Source organism: Bacteroidales bacterium (assembly GCA_035342335.1).
Classification (GTDB): Bacteria; Bacteroidota; Bacteroidia; order Bacteroidales; family JAGONC01; genus JAGONC01.
This window is the reverse complement of the sequence record DAOQWY010000012.1, coordinates 63,162-79,968: the sequence shown is the minus strand read 5'-3', so window position 1 is coordinate 79,968 and position 16,807 is coordinate 63,162. Positions and strand designations below refer to the sequence as shown.

The following is a 16,807-nucleotide window of genomic DNA, read 5'->3' as shown; positions in this document are numbered from 1 at the left end:
TGATATCCTAATTGACGATAAAATCCAATGTTTATTTCAATCCAACCAAGGGGTTATTTTCTAAAGTGTTATAAATTTTGGGCATAAATCAACTTTTTCTCAAAATTAAGAAATGTGCTTAGGAGATTAATCAATTTCGTAAGTTATAGTTTGCCTTTTGGGATAGCAGAAATTCCTAAAATGCCATGTACATTTTGGGATTTCAATCATTTGAGAAGTAAGCGCTCATCAATCATACGACTTCTTTACTTTCGACTTTCATTCTTTCTTAGAGTATTTTCTTTGCAGTAGCCAGTAGACCGGAATGCCGGCTAAAATCAGGACCGTACCGATGGCTGCTTCGCGTGGCCGGGTTATGATCGTATTGAAAAACAAATAGATACAAAAAAGGATATAAAAAGCCGGAACGACCGGGTACCCCCAGACCTTGTACGGACGGTGGGCATCGGGCATCCTTCGGCGCAAGATGAACACCCCCAGGGAGGTGGCTCCGTAGAAGATAAATACGGCAAAGATGATCATATCGGTCAGCTGGTCGAAGGATCCTGACAGAACCAGCACCGAAGCCCATATGCCCTGCAACAGCAGCGAATTTCCGGGTACACTGGATTTGTTCAGTTTTGCGAAACCGGGAAACAAAAGCCGGTCGCGCGCCATCGCGTAATAGGGCCTGGCACCGGTAAGGATGCTTGCATTGGTGCATCCCAGGGTCGTCAACAGGATCAGCAGGGAAATAAATAAAACACCTCCGGTTCCCCAGAAACTTCTGACCGCTTCAACAGCCGCTATCTGGTTGCTGGATGCATAAATTTGCTCCAGCCGGGGAATGGATAAAAGGGAGAGATACGTTACATTCACCAGCAGGTAAATGAAGATCACCACAAAAACTCCCATAACGATTCCTTTGGGGATGTTTTGATTGGGATTTTTAACCTCTCCACCGATGTATCCGACCGACACCCATCCCTGATAGGCCCAGAAAGCAGCCAGCATGGCCGTGAAAAATGAGGAGATGGTAACGGTTCTGCCGGTCAGCTCTCCCAGGTCCGGAAAATTGGCCGGTTTTGCTTCCGCATGGCCCAAACCGAAAAAAACGATCACAAACAGGCCGGTGAAGACCAGCCACAGAATGATCTTGCTTGCCCTCGCGCCACTTTTCAGACCCGTAATGTTCAGGACTGTCAGCAGCAAGATCAGGGTAATGGCCGTCAGTTTTATTCCAAGATCCTGAAAAGGAAAGAATACGCCTCCTATCGTGAAATCCTGCAGGGATGGAATACCAGCGGGAATGGCAATGATGCTGTTCAGCGACTGGGCAAAGACATAGGCCAGCGAGGAGATGGTGGCCGTCTGGATGACGGCAAACAGCGACCACCCGTAGAGGAAGGAAAAGAAGCGATTATAGATTTTTCTGAAGTAGGCATAATCTCCGCCTGTATCGGCCAGCAATCCGGCAACTTCAGCATTGCTCAGTGCGCCGAAGATGGTAATGATCCCAGCGACGATCCAAGCCAGGAGTATCCACGCCGAAGAGTGGAGCTCGGCGGCCATGGGAGCGATCTTTTTATATACGCCTGATCCAATGATATTTGCAACAACAAAAATAATCACATATCCCAGACCAAGCGTCCTGATCAAACTCCTTTGGTTCGCCATAAGGAAGGTGTGAATCTTTAAAAAAGTTCACCGGTAAAGTTATAATTAAAACAGGTTGCTCCAATGTTTAAAAGCCGCAGTTTCGTAATAGGTTTACGATAAGAAGACAGGGTAGTGGGGTCATTAATTCTCAACGGGATTTTCCCATTGGCGGGAACCAGTTTCCGGTTGGAGGAGTGATGACCTGGGAAGGTGGTGAAGCCTATGTCATAAATGATAAATAGTTGCTCTTGTTTATTAACTGATATTCCCCACCATATGTTTCCTTCCATGCGTTCGGAATCCTGGCCTTGTCCTTTTTATATTTGATTTCATAACCAAATAATTTTCCCTCCCTTTCTTCCACATAATCAAGTTCTGCACCGGTATAGGTTCTCCAGAAATAGGCCGACGATTTCATTTTTTTGTAGGATATGTATTTTAGTCTTTCCGTGATGATGAAATTTTCCCATAGTTGACCGTGATCATTACGGGTATCCAGTGGATTCAGGTTATTGATCAGGCAATTACGAATACCCAGGTCGTAAAAGTAGAATTTGTCCAGTTTAGAGATCTCTTTTCTGAGATTTCTACTGAATCCCGATAAACGATAAATGATGAAGGATTCCTCCATTAAACGCAGGTAATTTTCCACCGTCTCGCGACTGATGCCCAATGATTTACTCAACTCGTGAAGCGATACTTCTGATCCAATCTGAAAGGCAATCAGCTTTAACAGATCCCTCAAAAGGAAACGATACCGAATGGTAGTTGTTTCAAGAACATCCTTAAAAAGGTAGGAATTAGTGATTTCTTCAAGAATCTCCGTTTTGTCCTGATGGTTTTTTGCTGTGAAAACTTCAGGATAACTTCCATATATGAGCGTGTCTTCAAGAGTTTCATTGATTTCGAATGCATTCATGTACGATGACAATTCACAGGTTGCAACCGGGTACAGTTGGTACACGTGTTTTCTGCCAGTCAGTGGTTCTGTGACCTTTTGGCTCAGTTCAAAGGATGATGAACCTGTCAGCAATATTTTCAAACCAGGCACCTCATCGTGCAGAATCTTAATGTTCAAACCAATATCAGGGATCCGATGCGCTTCATCAATAAAGAGCATCTCGTAACCTTCGGTCAGCGATAGCATCCTGTCAAGATCCTTACCTGAAAAGACAGCGAGGTATTTTGCCTGGTCTGCATTCACCATAAATGTCCTCAATCCAAGTTTTTCGATCACCTGGTTGCACAGGGTTGTTTTTCCTGTCTGACGTGCACCGAACAGAATGACTACCTTACCTGAAGAAAGAATCTTTGCGCACATTTCGTTTAATAAAAGCCTCGGAACCATTGAGATCATAGTATATTTCGTACAAATATACTGATATTTTATATGACCACTAAATTTCGCGTTAATATTAATGGTTGACTATAAATATTATCGTAATAATTGTTTTTCACCTTAATGTACGAGGGTGAGGTATATGAGTAAATTTCAATATTTTACATACCGAACGTTCAGGATGTACCAAATTGCATTATCTTTACCTCCCGAACGTTTAGTATGCAATCTTATGACTGAAACCAAAGAAATCATCATTGACCATGCTTACCGGCTTTTTCTGAACAATAGCTATGAAGCCGTTTCGATCCAGGATATCAGCAAATCGGTGGGGCTGACCAAAGGAGCTCTCTATCATCATTTTTTGAACAAGGAGGAGTTGTTCAAGGCCGTTATCGACAAGTACCTGAAACTGGTGGGCCTGATCCAGGTGAAAGAGGATATTACGCTGAAGGAATATGTTCAGGCCATCATTGACTATGTCAGCAGGATCCTGAAAACGATCTGCATCGACGACCAGCCGTTTATCCCGGTTAATTTTCTATCGCTCCTGATCGATGCCCTGAGGCACTACCCGGGTTATATGGATGAGCAAAGGCATTTTTATGCGTTAGGGACCGACCATCTGAAAACCATCCTCGATAAAGCAGTTAAAAACGGTGAAATACGGGCGGATATTGACACATCCCTGACGGCGCTGAACCTAACCTCTATTGCGATCGGCGTCGCTGCCAGCCTTTTCAGGGAACATTCACCCTCGGATACTCTGCAACTATTTAAATATCAAATGATTGAATTTTATAATACTCTAAAAAAAATAAACAGGAACGACCATGATCTTTAGCTGATCGGGTGCCCAATGGATCGTATGTTTAGAAAGTGATCATCCGTTAAATTTTAAAAATATGAGAAATATCTTCCTTCTTATTGTGTCCATTGCCCTGATCACAGGGTGTAAACATCCCCGAACGGATGAATCTGTGATCAGACCGGCAATGAAAGTCAAGATTGAAACAGTCGAAGAAACAACTACCAGCAGCATACTGAGCTATGTGGGAGCTGTTGAAGAAATATCCTCCATTGCGCTCAGTTTTGCAATCCCGGGCATGATCGAGAAAATTTTTGTTGCCGAAGGAACTTACGTTTCCCGCGGACAGTTGCTTGCCAGGCTTGATCCTGCTTCGGCGCAGAGCATGTTCGAAGCGGCAGAAGCTACGCTGAAGCAGGCCCGTGACGGATACACCCGGCTTAAATCGGTGCATAACGAGGGAAGTTTGCCCGAGATACAGATGGTTGAAATCGAAACTAAACTGCAGCAGGCTCAATCATCCTATGAAATCGCAAAAAATAATCTCGAAAATTGTTCCCTGTATGCTCCTGTTCCCGGTGTGATCGGGGAAAAAATGGCCGAAGCCGGAGAGTATGCAGTGGTTGGAAAGGCTATTCTTTCGATACTGGACATCAGCTCGGTCAAAGTCAATTTTTCCGTGCCGGAGAACGAAATCGCATCCATTCCGGCCGTCTGTCAATCAACAATCACGGTGTCAGCTCTTGGCAATCAATCATTTGAAGGAAAGAAGATAGAAAAAAGTGTTTCGGCCCATCCGGTCTCACATACGTATCCCGCACATATCGTTCTGCTCAATCCTCAGAAGGAGCTGTTACCCGGGATGGTTTGCCGTGTTGAACTTCACCCTGATCGTGATGTGCAGCAGAGCATCGTGATACCCATTGCAGTCATCCAGTCAATGGCCGACGGTCAAAAATTCGTATGGTGCGACAGGGGAGGAGTTGCCAGCCGCGTCATGGTCACCACCGGTACCGTCAGGGGAAACGGGATTGAGGTCACCAGCGGATTGTCAGCCGGGGACCGGATCGTGACAGAGGGTTATCAAAAGATCAGCGAAGGAGATAAAATCATTGGACAATGAAAAGCAGGCACAGCATCATTGAATGGATGATAAAGCATCGGTCCATCGTCATTTTTCTAGTCATATTGCTGGTCATCCTCGGAATCATTGCACTTAGGGTAATGCCCAAACAGGAATTTCCCGGATATACGATCCGGCAGGGGATCATTGTCGGTTTATACCCCGGTGCAACTTCCGAGGAGGTTGAAAAACAGCTGGCCGAACCCCTGGAGCAATTTCTTTTTTCCTACCCTGAAGTCAAGAGAAGTTTTTCGACCACAACCTCACAAAACGGTGTATGCTATGCCATGGTCGAGCTGAATGACAATGTCAGGAACAAAGACGAAGTATGGTCGAAGATCAAGCATGGTCTCACCACCCTGAAGATGCAGCTGCCATCGGGCGTTGTGGCTCTTGTGGCACAGGACGATTTTGGTGAAACATCGGCGATCCTGATCTCCATCGGATCCGACCATAGGTCCTACCGGGAGTTGAAAGGCTATGCCGATGAATTGATCCACAGGCTGCGCCCCATCAGGTCTGTTTCCAATCTTCGGCTCTATGGGATGAAGGACGAACAGGTAACGGTTTATGCAGACCGGGACAAGTTGTCTTCCTATGGGATCAGTGACAAGCTGTTACTGGGGGAAGTATTTGGCCAATCGCTGGCTCCCGGAGATCGGCTTGAAAACGATGAAGTGCTTATCCCGATCCATTTCAAGCCAACATACAGCTCCGTCAGGGAGGTTGAGGAGCAGATCATTTTCAGCGATCCCGAAGGCAACATGATACGGATGAAGGATGTAGCAGACGTCGTAAGGGAATATCCTGAAGGTGGAAGTCATATTACCTTCAACGGGCAACCCTGCCTGGTTCTTTCTGTCGAAATGAGAGAAGGCTACAATATCGTCAGGTTTGGAAAGGATGTCAACGAAACCATTGCAGCCTACAAAGCAAACCATCTGCCTGATGATGTGACCGTCCATTCGATCACCAACCAGGCGGATGTTGTGGAAAGCTCGGTGTTATCCTTCCTCCGCGACCTGATGATTGCGATCATTGTGATCATTCTGGTGATGATGATCCTCTTCCCGTTCCGGTCGGCACTGGTGGCGGCCATCATTATCCCCCTGAATACCTTCATTTCGGTTGGGATCATGTTCCTGTGCGGAATACCTCTGAATACGGTGACCCTGGCAGCTCTGGTGGTGGTGCTTGGAATGACGGTGGATAATTCGGTGGTTATGATAGATGGATATATTCACTGCCTCAAAAACGGGTATGAACCAAGGGATGCAGCCGTTGAAAGTGCACATCTGTACTTTTTGCCGATGTTTCTTGCAACACTCTGCATCTGTATCATTTTCTATCCGCTGTTAATATTGTTCAATGGCCAGATGCTCGAATTCATCTATTTTTTTCCTTTCACCTTCACCATCAATCTGTTGATGTCGCTGATCCTGTCGGTAACCATTCTGCCCATTCTTGAGATCGTTTTTATCAAACCATCCGGGAAGGGGGAAAATGGGAGGGAGACGAAAAAGATAACGGAAAAGGCTCACGATGTTTATGTAAAACTACTTGATTGGAATTTCCGACATCCGTGGATGACAGTTACAGCAGGTGTCGTATCCATAATTGCCTCGTTGTTCATCATACCTCATATCAATTTCAGGATGAATCCCCTTGCCGAGCGCGACCAGTTTGCCGTGGAGATCAGTTTGCCTGACGGTACCCCGATAATCCGCACGGGACAAGTGGCTGATTCCATGAGATTCATTCTTTCGAAAGATTCCCTGGTGAAATCGGTAACGCAGTTTGTCGGGATGTCCTCACCCCGTTTCCATATTTCCTATGCGCCCCAGATGCCTTCCGACAGCTATGCCCAATTCATCGTCAATACGGGCTCTCCAGAAGAGACCGAGGCCATGCTGAATGAATGCACGGATCGCTATGCACATTATTTCCCGAATGCCTTCGTCAAGTTCAAGCAGATCGATTTTCAGTATGTTCCATCGTTCGAGTTCCGTTTTCAGGGCGAAAACACCGAAGACCTGAAAAAGGCTGCCGGGTATTTAATGGCGAGGATGAATGAGATGCCGGACCTTACGAATGTTCACACCGACTGGGGAGAGAGGCTGCCTATAATGGAGGTGGAATTGGATCCGGTAGCTTCCTCGCGGCTTGGGGTAACCCGTGCCATTGCATCCGCCAACCTGATGCTGGCAACGGGTAAGTTCGAAATAGGTTCCGTTACGGAGGAAAACGAAAACATTCCGGTTGTTATCAGGGCACGGGAGAAAGAGGGTAAACCCACGCTGGAAGCGTTTTCAGACACGTATGTGACAGGCCTGGTTCCTTCGGTCAGTGTTCCATTGCGGCAGATCGCATCCGTGATGCCGAAGTGGGGTGAGAATAAAATCGTCCACCGGAACGGAATGAGGACCATTACGGTGACAGCCGATACCAAAAGGAATGTCATTCCGTCGCGAATGCTTTCCGATATCCAGGACATCATCCAAAACGAAATTGAACCTTCGCTGCCGGTGGGGATAACGTATCAGGTGGGAGGTGAACCTGAATACAACAGGGAGAACCTGTCGCCGGTCATCTACGCGATCATTGCAGCCTTTGGCATCATCTTCCTTTTCTTCCTGTTCACCTACGGAAAATTCAAACTGACTTTCCTTTCGTTGTTTACGTTATTGTTGTTCCTGTTCGGCGCGGTATTCGGCCTCTGGATCGGGAATTATACGGTTGGAATCACCTCCGCGCTCGGGCTGATTGGGTTGTTTGGACTGACGGTAAGGAATGTGATCCTGATGTTCCAGCATGCCGAGCAGAGGTTTACTGTTGAAGGGTGGTCGGCCCGGGATGCCGCCTACGATGCAGGCAAACGAAGGATGATACCCATCTTTCTAACTTCAGCATCCTCCTTTGTCGGTGTAACCCCCATGATCCTGTCGGGCAGTTCATTTTGGGCACCTGTGGGGATGGTGATCTTTGCGGGAGGGATCTTCCTGTTGCTGATGACCCTTACCATTCTCCCGGTTCTTTACTGGAAACTAAATGATTAAAAGCAATGAAAAAACAACTATATATTCTCACGATCCTCTACGGGGTGATGGAGTTCGGCCTTCCTGCAGTAGCCCAAAACAGTTACTCGCTGGATTCCTGTAAAAAGATCACCCTGGAAAACAATGTCCAGATCAGGAACAGCACCCTTGAGGCGGAGGCATCGCAGAAAATCAAACAGGGAGCCTTCACCAACTATTTCCCCACGATCAGCGCCCTTGGCTTCGCAGTCCGGTTCAGCGATCCCCTGCTGAACATTGACATGCCCGGCGGGAACCTCCCGGTTTACAACGGGGATCCGATGACACTGCCTTTTGCCACGGAGTTTGCCTATTTTCCGGGTGTTTCGATGGGGATGATGGAAGATCTGACGGCCGCGGCCGTGACGGCGGTCCAGCCTCTGTATTCGGGCGGACGCATCATTAATGGAAACCACCTGGCACGCCTGGGAGCCGATGTAAGCGCTCAGAAGATTGACCTGTCGACCCGGGAGGCACTGTTCAAAACGGAGGAGCAGTACTGGCAGATCGCTTCCCTGAAGGAGAAGATGAAAACGATCGAGGCATACGAACGGCTGCTGGATACATTGTACAAGGATGTGAACATTGCCCAGAAAGCCGGGCTCATCCATTACAATGATGTGCTCAGGGTAACGTTGAAGCAGAGCGAATTGAAGATGAACAGGCTACAGCTTGAGAACGGGATCAAGCTTGCTATCCTGTCGTTTTGTCAGCATCTGGGCATTCCCTTTGATCCTCAGATGACGCTTTCGGATTCAGCAGGTCTGATGGCCGATCCGGCCAGTCTGTATATAAACCCTCAGTCAGCTCTGGCCAGCCGGACCGAGTATGAACTTGTACAGAAAAGCGTGGAGGCCGAGAAACTGCAATCCAAAATGAAACTCGGGGAGTACCTGCCTCAGGTGGGCATCGGTGTCGGGGCATTTACCTATGGCATGGACAATGGCTGGAAGGGTGACTGGAACAATGAGCTGATGGCATTCGGGACGGTCACCATCCCGTTGTCGGACTGGTGGAAAGGGTCGTATAAACTGAAGGAGCACAAGCTCAAGGAAGAGATTGCGCAGAACAATGCCGATCATACGGCCACTTTGTTGCAGCTTCAGATCGAAAAGGCCTGGACCGATCTGCAGGAGTCCTGGCAAAGGATCAGGATCGCGGAGGAGGCTATCGGGCAGGCCAGGGAGAACCTGAAGATCAACTCCGATCATTACCATGCCGGAATCATCGGCGTTTCCGATCTGCTGGAGGCCCAGGCCATCCTTCAGTCCACACTTGATCAGCTGACCGACGCACGGTGCGATTACCGTGTGAAAATGGCGGAATACCTGAAGGTGACGGGAAGGAGCGGTCAATAAAAGGGATGACATCCAGTAACAGGGGATGTCATCCCTTTTCTGATATCCGATTAATAGATTAGGCGCCTGTCCTGATGTTTATCAGGAATATCCGATATCAATCTTAATTATTTCCTAAACAAGGCTTAATATATGCTTAACCTTGGGGTTTTACTTTTGCCGCAACATTTAACCAAACCTCATGAATCCTATGAAAAAGATCCTTTTGCTTGCCCTTGCGGCATCGATTATTTTGATTACCTCCTGTAACGATGAAGAAGATCCGATCTTCCAGGTCCCATTGGTTACAGCTCCTGCAAACCAGACGGTGGAGACGGGTGCTGTGATTGACCTGACGTTCAGTTTCAACGCCGAAGCAGGCTACAGTTCCTCCGTGGTCACTGCCACCAACGGCACAGCCGTCATCAGGACCGATGCATCGCCTGGTGCCACTTCCGGAACGGTCGTTGTGACCTTCACCGGAGGTACAGATGATGGTGCCGGGAGTGCAGTGCTCACCGTAACCGACAAAGCCAGCCAGAAGGGTTCGGCCACTGCGGTGCTGGATGTGATGGAAGAGGAAGTGATCATACCGGTCACCAGCAACATTACCGAAAACACCACCTGGGAATCCGGAAAGGTGTATACCCTGGAAAGCCGGATTGCCGTGGTGAGCGGCGTCACGCTCCTCATTGAGCCTGGTGTTATAGTCAAGGGACAGGCGGGAACAGGTGCCAACGCCACCGCACTGCTTATCGCACGCGGCGGCAGGATCCTGGCCGAAGGTACAGCGGACTCTCCGATCATTTTTACATCGATCGCCGATGAGATCATGCCGGGCGAGATCGCAAGCCCCAACCTTGATCCGGATCTGAACGGCCTGTGGGGTGGTCTGCTCATCCTGGGCAATGCCCCCATTTCTGCTGATGCTGCATCCATGCAGATCGAAGGGATACCGGCTTCGGATCCGAATGGATTGTACGGAGGCACCAATGGTGCTGATAATTCAGGTGTCCTGAAATATGTTTCCATCCGCCATGGAGGAGCCAATATCGGAGAGGGCAACGAGATCAACGGACTTACCCTTGGAGGTGTTGGTTCAGAAACGGTGATTGAGAACATTGAGATCGTTGGCAACCAGGATGATGGTATCGAATGGTTCGGTGGAACGGTTTCCGTCAGAAATGCCATTGTCTGGAATGCAGGTGACGATGCTATTGACACCGATATGTCATGGGCCGGAACCCTTGATAATTTCGCAGTGATCAGTCCCGGTGACGAATGCTTTGAACTTGACGGCCCCGAAGGCAGCATGGAAGCGGGTCACCTGATCAAAAACGGATCGGTCAATGCTTCCGGTGCAGATGGTCTTGTTGACCTTGATGACAACTCCATTGTTGAGATGACCTCCATCTATTTCTTTAATGTGACAGAGGGACAGGATTTCGATCTGAATCCTGTCGGGCTGGTTGCGTCAAATCTTCAGGCCACCCTGCCCACCGGTGCCAGCATGACTGATCATTTCAAAGGTGGTTCCGATGCGTATGTCACCCTGGTAGCTGCCAGTGCAAATACGGTGGGCGCTGACCTTTCGAAGCTGGAGGGTTGGTCATGGGCATCTGTCGCTGGCGCCCTCGCCGATTTTTGAATCATGGGAATCAATTCCTGCACAATCCTTATATATTCTGAATCTCGCAGGTTTCAACACCTGCGGGATTTCTTCTTTATAGAAAGCCAACTATGATGTTTTATAATAAGATCAGCCTTTTCACCGCTTTATTGCTGTTGACCCAATGGCTCACTGCTCAGAACGGCTTCATCCGGGGTACTGTCTTCGATGACGGAACCGGTGAATCACTGCCTGGCGTGACCGTCCTGCTGGAAGGAACCACCACTGGAACCATGACTGATTTTGACGGGAAATTTAACATAAAGGTACTGCCTGGCCATTATACGGTCAGGTTTTCTTTCATTTCATATGAAACCCTGTTTGTTCGGGATCTGATGGTAACGGCGGATAAAGTAAGCCTGCTGGATAACATCAGGCTGAAAGAGGTGACCCTGGAGCTATCGGAAGTGGTGATTACGGCTGACATGCTGCGAAATTCGGAAACCGCCCTGCTGACCATGAAGCACAGATCGGCCAATGTCATTGATGGCATATCGGCAGCCGGCTTCCGAAGAATGGGCGATTCGGACGCGGCGTCCTCCATGAAACGCGTAACAGGTGTTTCGGTGGAAGGGGGAAAGTATGTTTATGTTCGAGGACTTGGTGACCGGTATACGAAAACCACCCTCAACGGGATGGATATTCCCGGCCTTGATCCCGACCGAAATACGTTGCAGATGGATCTTTTCCCGACCTCGGTGATCGATAACATCCTGGTGATAAAATCCTTTACTGCCGATTTGCCGGCCGATTTCACCGGAGGAGTAGTCGACATCTCCACCAGGGATTTTCCTGAGGAAAGGACAGCAGACCTTTCGGTCAGCATTGGCATCAACCCCTCCATGCATTTTAACCCTGACTATCTTTATTATAAAGGTGGAAAAACGGACTTTCTGGGATATGATGATGGGACCCGCAGGATACCGGCCACTGAAAACATTCCCCTTTTTACCGAAGTGGTTGGTGATCCCTATGGGGAAAAGGGAATCCGTTACCGTGAGATCCTCGAAGGATTCAATCCGACTCTTTCGGCTTCCGTAAAGAAGAGTTTAATGGATTATAGCCTGGGTGCATCCTTCGGGAACCAGACCACAGGGGGAAAATTGACCTGGGGATATAACGCTGCCATTTCGTATAAGAGTACCAGCGAATATTATCAGCAGGCCGAATACGGACGGTATGGCCTGTCGGGAGATCCTGACGTGATGGAAATGGATATGCGGGAATATCAAACGGGTAACTTTGGAGTGAAAGCTGTTCTCTGGGGTGCACTGGCCGGTGTGGCCATGAAATCGCAGCATTCAAAGATACGGCTGAACATCACGCACCTGCAAAACGGCGAGTCGAAAGCCGGTATATTCGATTATTCAAACGCTGATCAGGGATCCTATTTTGAGGGGATCCAGCATAATCTTGAATACAGCCAGCGCTCGCTCACCAACCTGATTCTGAACGGAAAACACTTTTTCAGGGACAATGCCTGGCAATTCGAATGGAAAATCTCGCCCACCCTTTCCAGGATAGAAGATCCGGATATCCGGTTCACACGGTATGAGATCCGGGGTGAGAATTATCAGATCGGAACCGAATCCGGTTTCCCCGAGCGTATCTGGCGTGATCTGGATGAGTATAACCTGGCGGGAATCATTTATGCGGAAAAGAACTTCACGGTTCTGGGCGAAAAGGCCAGCATACGGTTTGGCGGCTCGGCAACCTATAAGAGCAGGGACTATGTGATCCGGAATTATCAGCTGAACATCCGTAACATCCCGCTCACCGGGAATCCGGATGAACTCTTTTATAGTGAAAATCTGTGGCCCTATCAGGGAAGTGCCACCCGGGGGACCACCTTTGAGGCTCCTTTCATACCGGTCAATCCTAACCAGTTCGACGCCAATAACATGAACACCGGCTTGTTTGTGTCCATGGAACTGACTCCTATGAACCGCCTGAAAGCCATTTTGGGTTTACGTTCCGAAAAGTTCACCCAGCACTATACAGGACAGGATCAGCTGGGTTACAATATCCTTGACAATACCAGGGTGATCGATGACCTGGGATTTTTCCCCTCGGCGAACCTGATCTATTCCATCAATGATCAACAAAACCTCCGGCTCAGTTACTCGAAGACCATCGCCCGTCCCTCGTTCAAGGAGCTTTCCTATGCCGAGATCTTCGATCCGATCACGGGGCGCGTGTTCATCGGCGGCCTGTTCCGTGATGCGGACGATGTAAGCGGGATCGTGTACTGGGAGGGCAACCTTGAAAGTACCGGTATCCATAATGCAGATCTGAGGTGGGAATGGCTTGGAGAAAGAGGGCAAACCTTTTCGCTGGGGGCATTCTACAAATATTTCATCCATCCCATTGAAATCGTCCAGTATGCCACACAGGTGGGAGCCTTTCAGCCCCGGAATGTTGGTGATGGGCAGGTGACCGGTGCCGAGCTTGAAGTACGCCACAACCTGGGATTCATTTCGGGTGCGATGGACAACCTGAGTTTTCTTGCAAATGTCACATGGACCTATTCGCAGATAAAGCTCAGCAGGACAGAGTATGAATCACGACTGGCCAATGCAAGGACTGGCCAGAAGGTAACGGATCATCGCTCGATGGCCGGGCAGGCACCGTTCATTGTGAATGCAGGGATAACTTATCACGGAGATGAAAAAGGATTCCTTAAAGGTTTTGAAGCCGGCCTGTTTTACAATGTTCAGGGCCGAACCCTGGAAATTGTCGGGATCGTCGACCGTCCCGACATTTACACGGTTCCTTTTCACAGCCTGAATTTTAATATGAATCAGTTAGTTGGAAAAGAGAAACGAATCCGGATAGGATTGAAAATTGACAATATCCTTGGTGATAAGAAAGAATCCGTCTTTAGTTCGTATCATGCAAAGGATCAGTATTATACACGATTACACCAGGGAACGGCGATCCAGTTGCACGCCGGATTTAACCTGTTTTAAGTCCACAAGGATATATAAATTGCCTTATATTCGCATTCATAAAAACGTACTGATGAAACAAGGTTACATATCCATTTTACTCCTTTTCATAAGCGCTGTTTCGTTCAGCCAGGCCCTGGAGCATAAAGACGGATATTATTACAAGAACGGTATGCTTTATTCCGGAAAGCATATGGAATATTACGAGAATGGGACTGTGAAATCGGAGATCAATGTGAAAGACGGTCTGGAGAACGGCATGATCCTGTTTTATTTTGAAAACGGGCAGATCCGGGAGCAACGTGCGTATAAGGAAGGAATGAAGGATGGTCTATGGATTACCTGGGACGAAGACGGACAAAAAACCGCGGAAGCCAACTATAAGGACAATCTCAAGGACGGGTACTGGTTGATCTGGGATAGCAAGGGCACCAAGAGATATGAAATGTTCTATCGCAAAGGGGATAAAAAGGGGACATGGTACAGCTGGGATGAGAACGGGGAGTTGATCAGTAAAAGAAGCTATTGATCGTTTGTGGCCAACAGGCGGTCGCCTGTTGGATACATGATTTTCCGGTTTACCGGTTGATCGACCTGATGAACTCGCGGTGGGATTTGAGAAGGCTGAACGTGATGAGCGATAGGTTTTTTGTTTCCTGAAGAATGGCCAGGTACAGGATGCTGTTTTTGGTCCCTGACTCAGCCTTCTTGATCCTTTTGATCTGTTGTTTTTTAGCCTCTTCCACTTTCCCCAGGATCTCATTCTGAAGATCAATGACCGTTGCGAGGTCATATCCCGCACGGCTGCTGATCAGTTCGCGGCTAAGCTCAAAATATCGGAAAAGACTGCTTTTGACATCGTTCAAATCCTCTGACTGGGGATTGGTGAGTCCCTGGTGGTTATTGTCCACATGATCGAGACCTGGCCTCACAATGAAGGTGATGGCATGCACCAGGTCCCGGATATCGTCGACGATCTGCACATAGTACGATCCGGATTCAAACGACCCTTCGTTCAGGCGTGATAAGGTCTGGTGCAGGTTGATCTTCAGATCTTTGGTATCGCTGTTGAGCTGTGTTACGATCCGGTTGGCACTTTTTAGCTCTTTCAGGTTCTCCTTTTTCAGGGCGGTCAGGGTTGTCTGATAAAGGTCCTGAATGGTTGAGTAACAATTCACAATGGTTTCTGTATATTCTTCGATGACCTGTTTGTTGGTCATTTCTTCCTGCGAGAAGAGCAGGTCAATTTTTTCCCGTTCCCGTGACCGGCGCACATGGATCCTGTGGGTGCGGATCACAAGGAATATGGCTATTACGCAGAGGATGCCGATGGCAATTATCCCTCCCCAGTGGATCAGGAAGGCCATGATCAAGGCGGACGTGAAGGCCAGGATGCCGGTCATGAACCATCCCCCAATGACCGTCAGCACGCCGGTCACCCGGTACACGGCACTTTCGCGCCCCCAGGCCTTGTCGGCCAGAGAGGTGCCCATGGCGACCATAAAGGTCACATAGGTCGTAGACAAAGGCAGTTTCAGGGAAGTGCCAAAAGCGATCAGCGTGCTGGCTACCACCAGGTTGACGGATGCCCTCAGCAGGTCAAAGGAAGGCCGGTCTTTTAGAGCGATGCTGCTGTTTTCTTCCCGATATGCCTGAAACCGGCTTTCTATTTTGTTCTTTATGATTCCGGGCGTAAAGCGGCCGATGCCATGGGCGATGTTTCTTGTACCTCTGACAATGGCCCTGGAAAACAGGGTTGAGTTGAATCGTTCGGCCCCAATATTTTGCCGTCCCAGGTCCACCTCTGTCTTGGTCACCGAACGTGCTTTTTTGGAAACCCAGAGTGTTGCACTCATAACGATCCCTGCCAGGATCAGGAAAAAGGCTTTCACATCCACATCCTCAGCCAGTTTACCCATCAGAAAAGTATCGGGCTGTACACCGGGATTAGACATATAAATCTGGTAGGATGTCAGTCCGGCCAGGGGAACCCCGATAAAGTTCACCAGGTCGTTGCTGGCAAAGGCCAGGGCCAGGGCAAAGGTTCCTACCAGGATGATGGCTCTCAGGATATTGATTTTCGCTACCCAGGCGAGCAACTGCAGCAGCAGGGTCCACCCGGCAAAGCTTACCAGCAGCAGCATCGGGGTGTTGACCTTTATCCAGAGAACCGTCTCACTGGTCATGAAGGTGGCGCCTTTGGCCCCTTTAATGACAATGAAATAGGTGATCAGCGTGATGGCCAGACCTCCCCATAAAGAACCGAAGTACTTGAGGTTCTTTTTATAATTAAAGGTGAAGATCAGCCGGGTAATATACTGTACCAGGGCACCTATGGTGAAGGCGATGGCAACCGAGGCCAGGATCGCCGTAAGTATGGTCAGCGCCCTTTCGTAATTCAGATAGTACCCCAGGGACTGAACATTGTCGGGACTGGAAGTGATCTTGATGATGGACACAGCAACGGAAGCTCCGATCAGCTCGGAAACCAGAGATACCGTGGTTGAGGTCGGTAATCCGAAGGTATTGTAAAAATCCAGGAGGATGACATCCGTGATCATGACCGCCAGGAAGATCAGGATCACCTCGGAAAAGTAAAAATGCTCGGGATGGATGATCCCTTTTCGCGCCACTTCCATCATTCCTTCGGAAAAAAGCGTCCCGGTCAGGATACCCAGGGAGGCGATGATCATGATGATTCGAAAAGGGGCTGCCTTTGAACCGATGGCTGAATTGAGGAAGTTGACGGCGTCGTTGCTGACTCCCACGATGAGGTCGGAGAAGGCCAGGACGAACAGTACTATGATCAGGATCAGGTAGAATTGTTCCATCTTACCGTGCAAAGGACAGGCAAAAATACCATAACCCTCT

10 protein-coding genes are annotated in these 16,807 nt (G+C 48.6%); 7 read left to right on the top strand and 3 right to left on the bottom strand.

Annotated features, from left to right (window positions below):
* Positions 1 to 258 precede the first annotated feature (258 nt).
* Together PKI34_07770 and PKI34_07765 are read right to left on the bottom strand one after the other, a co-directional pair.
* On the bottom strand, positions 259 to 1,656 hold the full coding sequence (locus PKI34_07770) for an amino acid permease (GenBank protein ID HNS17701.1): 1,398 nt from the start codon (positions 1,654 to 1,656) through the stop codon (positions 259 to 261).
* Between the two features lie 202 nt (positions 1,657 to 1,858).
* The gene (locus tag PKI34_07765; protein ID HNS17700.1) at positions 1,859 to 2,959 is read right to left on the bottom strand and encodes an ATP-binding protein; all 1,101 of its coding nucleotides are present in this window, start codon (positions 2,957 to 2,959) and stop codon (positions 1,859 to 1,861) included.
* Between the two features lie 250 nt (positions 2,960 to 3,209).
* Between PKI34_07765 and PKI34_07760 the strand changes: the two genes are divergently transcribed.
* The 7 genes from PKI34_07760 to PKI34_07730 all read left to right on the top strand — a co-directional run bounded on the left by PKI34_07760 (position 3,210) and on the right by PKI34_07730 (position 14,465).
* On the top strand, positions 3,210 to 3,821 hold the full coding sequence (locus tag PKI34_07760; protein HNS17699.1) for a TetR/AcrR family transcriptional regulator: 612 nt from the start codon (positions 3,210 to 3,212) through the stop codon (positions 3,819 to 3,821).
* A gap of 61 nt (positions 3,822 to 3,882) precedes the next feature.
* Positions 3,883 to 4,908: an efflux RND transporter periplasmic adaptor subunit gene (locus PKI34_07755; GenBank protein ID HNS17698.1), complete on the top strand. Its 1,026-nt coding sequence runs from the start codon at positions 3,883 to 3,885 to the stop codon at positions 4,906 to 4,908.
* Positions 4,905 to 7,964 (top strand): efflux RND transporter permease subunit, encoded by a 3,060-nt coding sequence (locus PKI34_07750; protein ID HNS17697.1) that lies wholly within the window; start codon positions 4,905 to 4,907, stop codon positions 7,962 to 7,964. Before PKI34_07755 ends, PKI34_07750 begins: the two co-directional genes overlap by 4 nt.
* A gap of 5 nt (positions 7,965 to 7,969) precedes the next feature.
* Positions 7,970 to 9,340, top strand: coding sequence for a TolC family protein (locus PKI34_07745; GenBank protein ID HNS17696.1), 1,371 nt, complete (start codon positions 7,970 to 7,972; stop codon positions 9,338 to 9,340).
* Between the two features lie 190 nt (positions 9,341 to 9,530).
* Positions 9,531 to 10,967, top strand: a complete 1,437-nt coding sequence (locus PKI34_07740; protein ID HNS17695.1) for a hypothetical protein — start codon at positions 9,531 to 9,533, stop codon at positions 10,965 to 10,967.
* 92 nt (positions 10,968 to 11,059) lie between these two features.
* On the top strand, positions 11,060 to 13,957 hold the full coding sequence (locus tag PKI34_07735) for a TonB-dependent receptor (GenBank protein HNS17694.1): 2,898 nt from the start codon (positions 11,060 to 11,062) through the stop codon (positions 13,955 to 13,957).
* A 52-nt stretch (positions 13,958 to 14,009) separates the two neighbouring features.
* Positions 14,010 to 14,465: a toxin-antitoxin system YwqK family antitoxin gene (locus PKI34_07730; protein ID HNS17693.1), complete on the top strand. Its 456-nt coding sequence runs from the start codon at positions 14,010 to 14,012 to the stop codon at positions 14,463 to 14,465.
* A gap of 49 nt (positions 14,466 to 14,514) precedes the next feature.
* Here PKI34_07730 and PKI34_07725 read toward each other — a convergent pair whose 3' ends face one another.
* Positions 14,515 to 16,767 carry an inorganic phosphate transporter gene (locus tag PKI34_07725; GenBank protein ID HNS17692.1) on the bottom strand — a complete coding sequence of 751 codons (2,253 nt, stop codon included), beginning with the start codon at positions 16,765 to 16,767 and terminating at the stop codon, positions 14,515 to 14,517.
* Between the last annotated feature and the right edge of the window lie 40 nt (positions 16,768 to 16,807).

Excerpts from the sequence above, each read along its gene's own strand:
- PKI34_07770 (HNS17701.1), bottom strand. The coding sequence starts at position 1,656 with ATGGCGAACCAAAGGAGTTTGATCAGGACGCTTGGTCTGGGATATGTG.
- PKI34_07755 (HNS17698.1), top strand. The coding sequence starts at position 3,883 with ATGAGAAATATCTTCCTTCTTATTGTGTCCATTGCCCTGATCACAGGG.
- PKI34_07750 (HNS17697.1), top strand. The coding sequence starts at position 4,905 with ATGAAAAGCAGGCACAGCATCATTGAATGGATGATAAAGCATCGGTCC.
- PKI34_07735 (HNS17694.1), top strand. The coding sequence starts at position 11,060 with ATGATGTTTTATAATAAGATCAGCCTTTTCACCGCTTTATTGCTGTTG.
- PKI34_07765 (HNS17700.1), bottom strand. The coding sequence starts at position 2,959 with ATGTGCGCAAAGATTCTTTCTTCAGGTAAGGTAGTCATTCTGTTCGGT.
- PKI34_07745 (HNS17696.1), top strand. The coding sequence starts at position 7,970 with ATGAAAAAACAACTATATATTCTCACGATCCTCTACGGGGTGATGGAG.
- PKI34_07730 (HNS17693.1), top strand. The coding sequence starts at position 14,010 with ATGAAACAAGGTTACATATCCATTTTACTCCTTTTCATAAGCGCTGTT.
- PKI34_07760 (HNS17699.1), top strand. The coding sequence starts at position 3,210 with ATGACTGAAACCAAAGAAATCATCATTGACCATGCTTACCGGCTTTTT.
- PKI34_07725 (HNS17692.1), bottom strand. The coding sequence starts at position 16,767 with ATGGAACAATTCTACCTGATCCTGATCATAGTACTGTTCGTCCTGGCC.
- PKI34_07740 (HNS17695.1), top strand. The coding sequence starts at position 9,531 with ATGAAAAAGATCCTTTTGCTTGCCCTTGCGGCATCGATTATTTTGATT.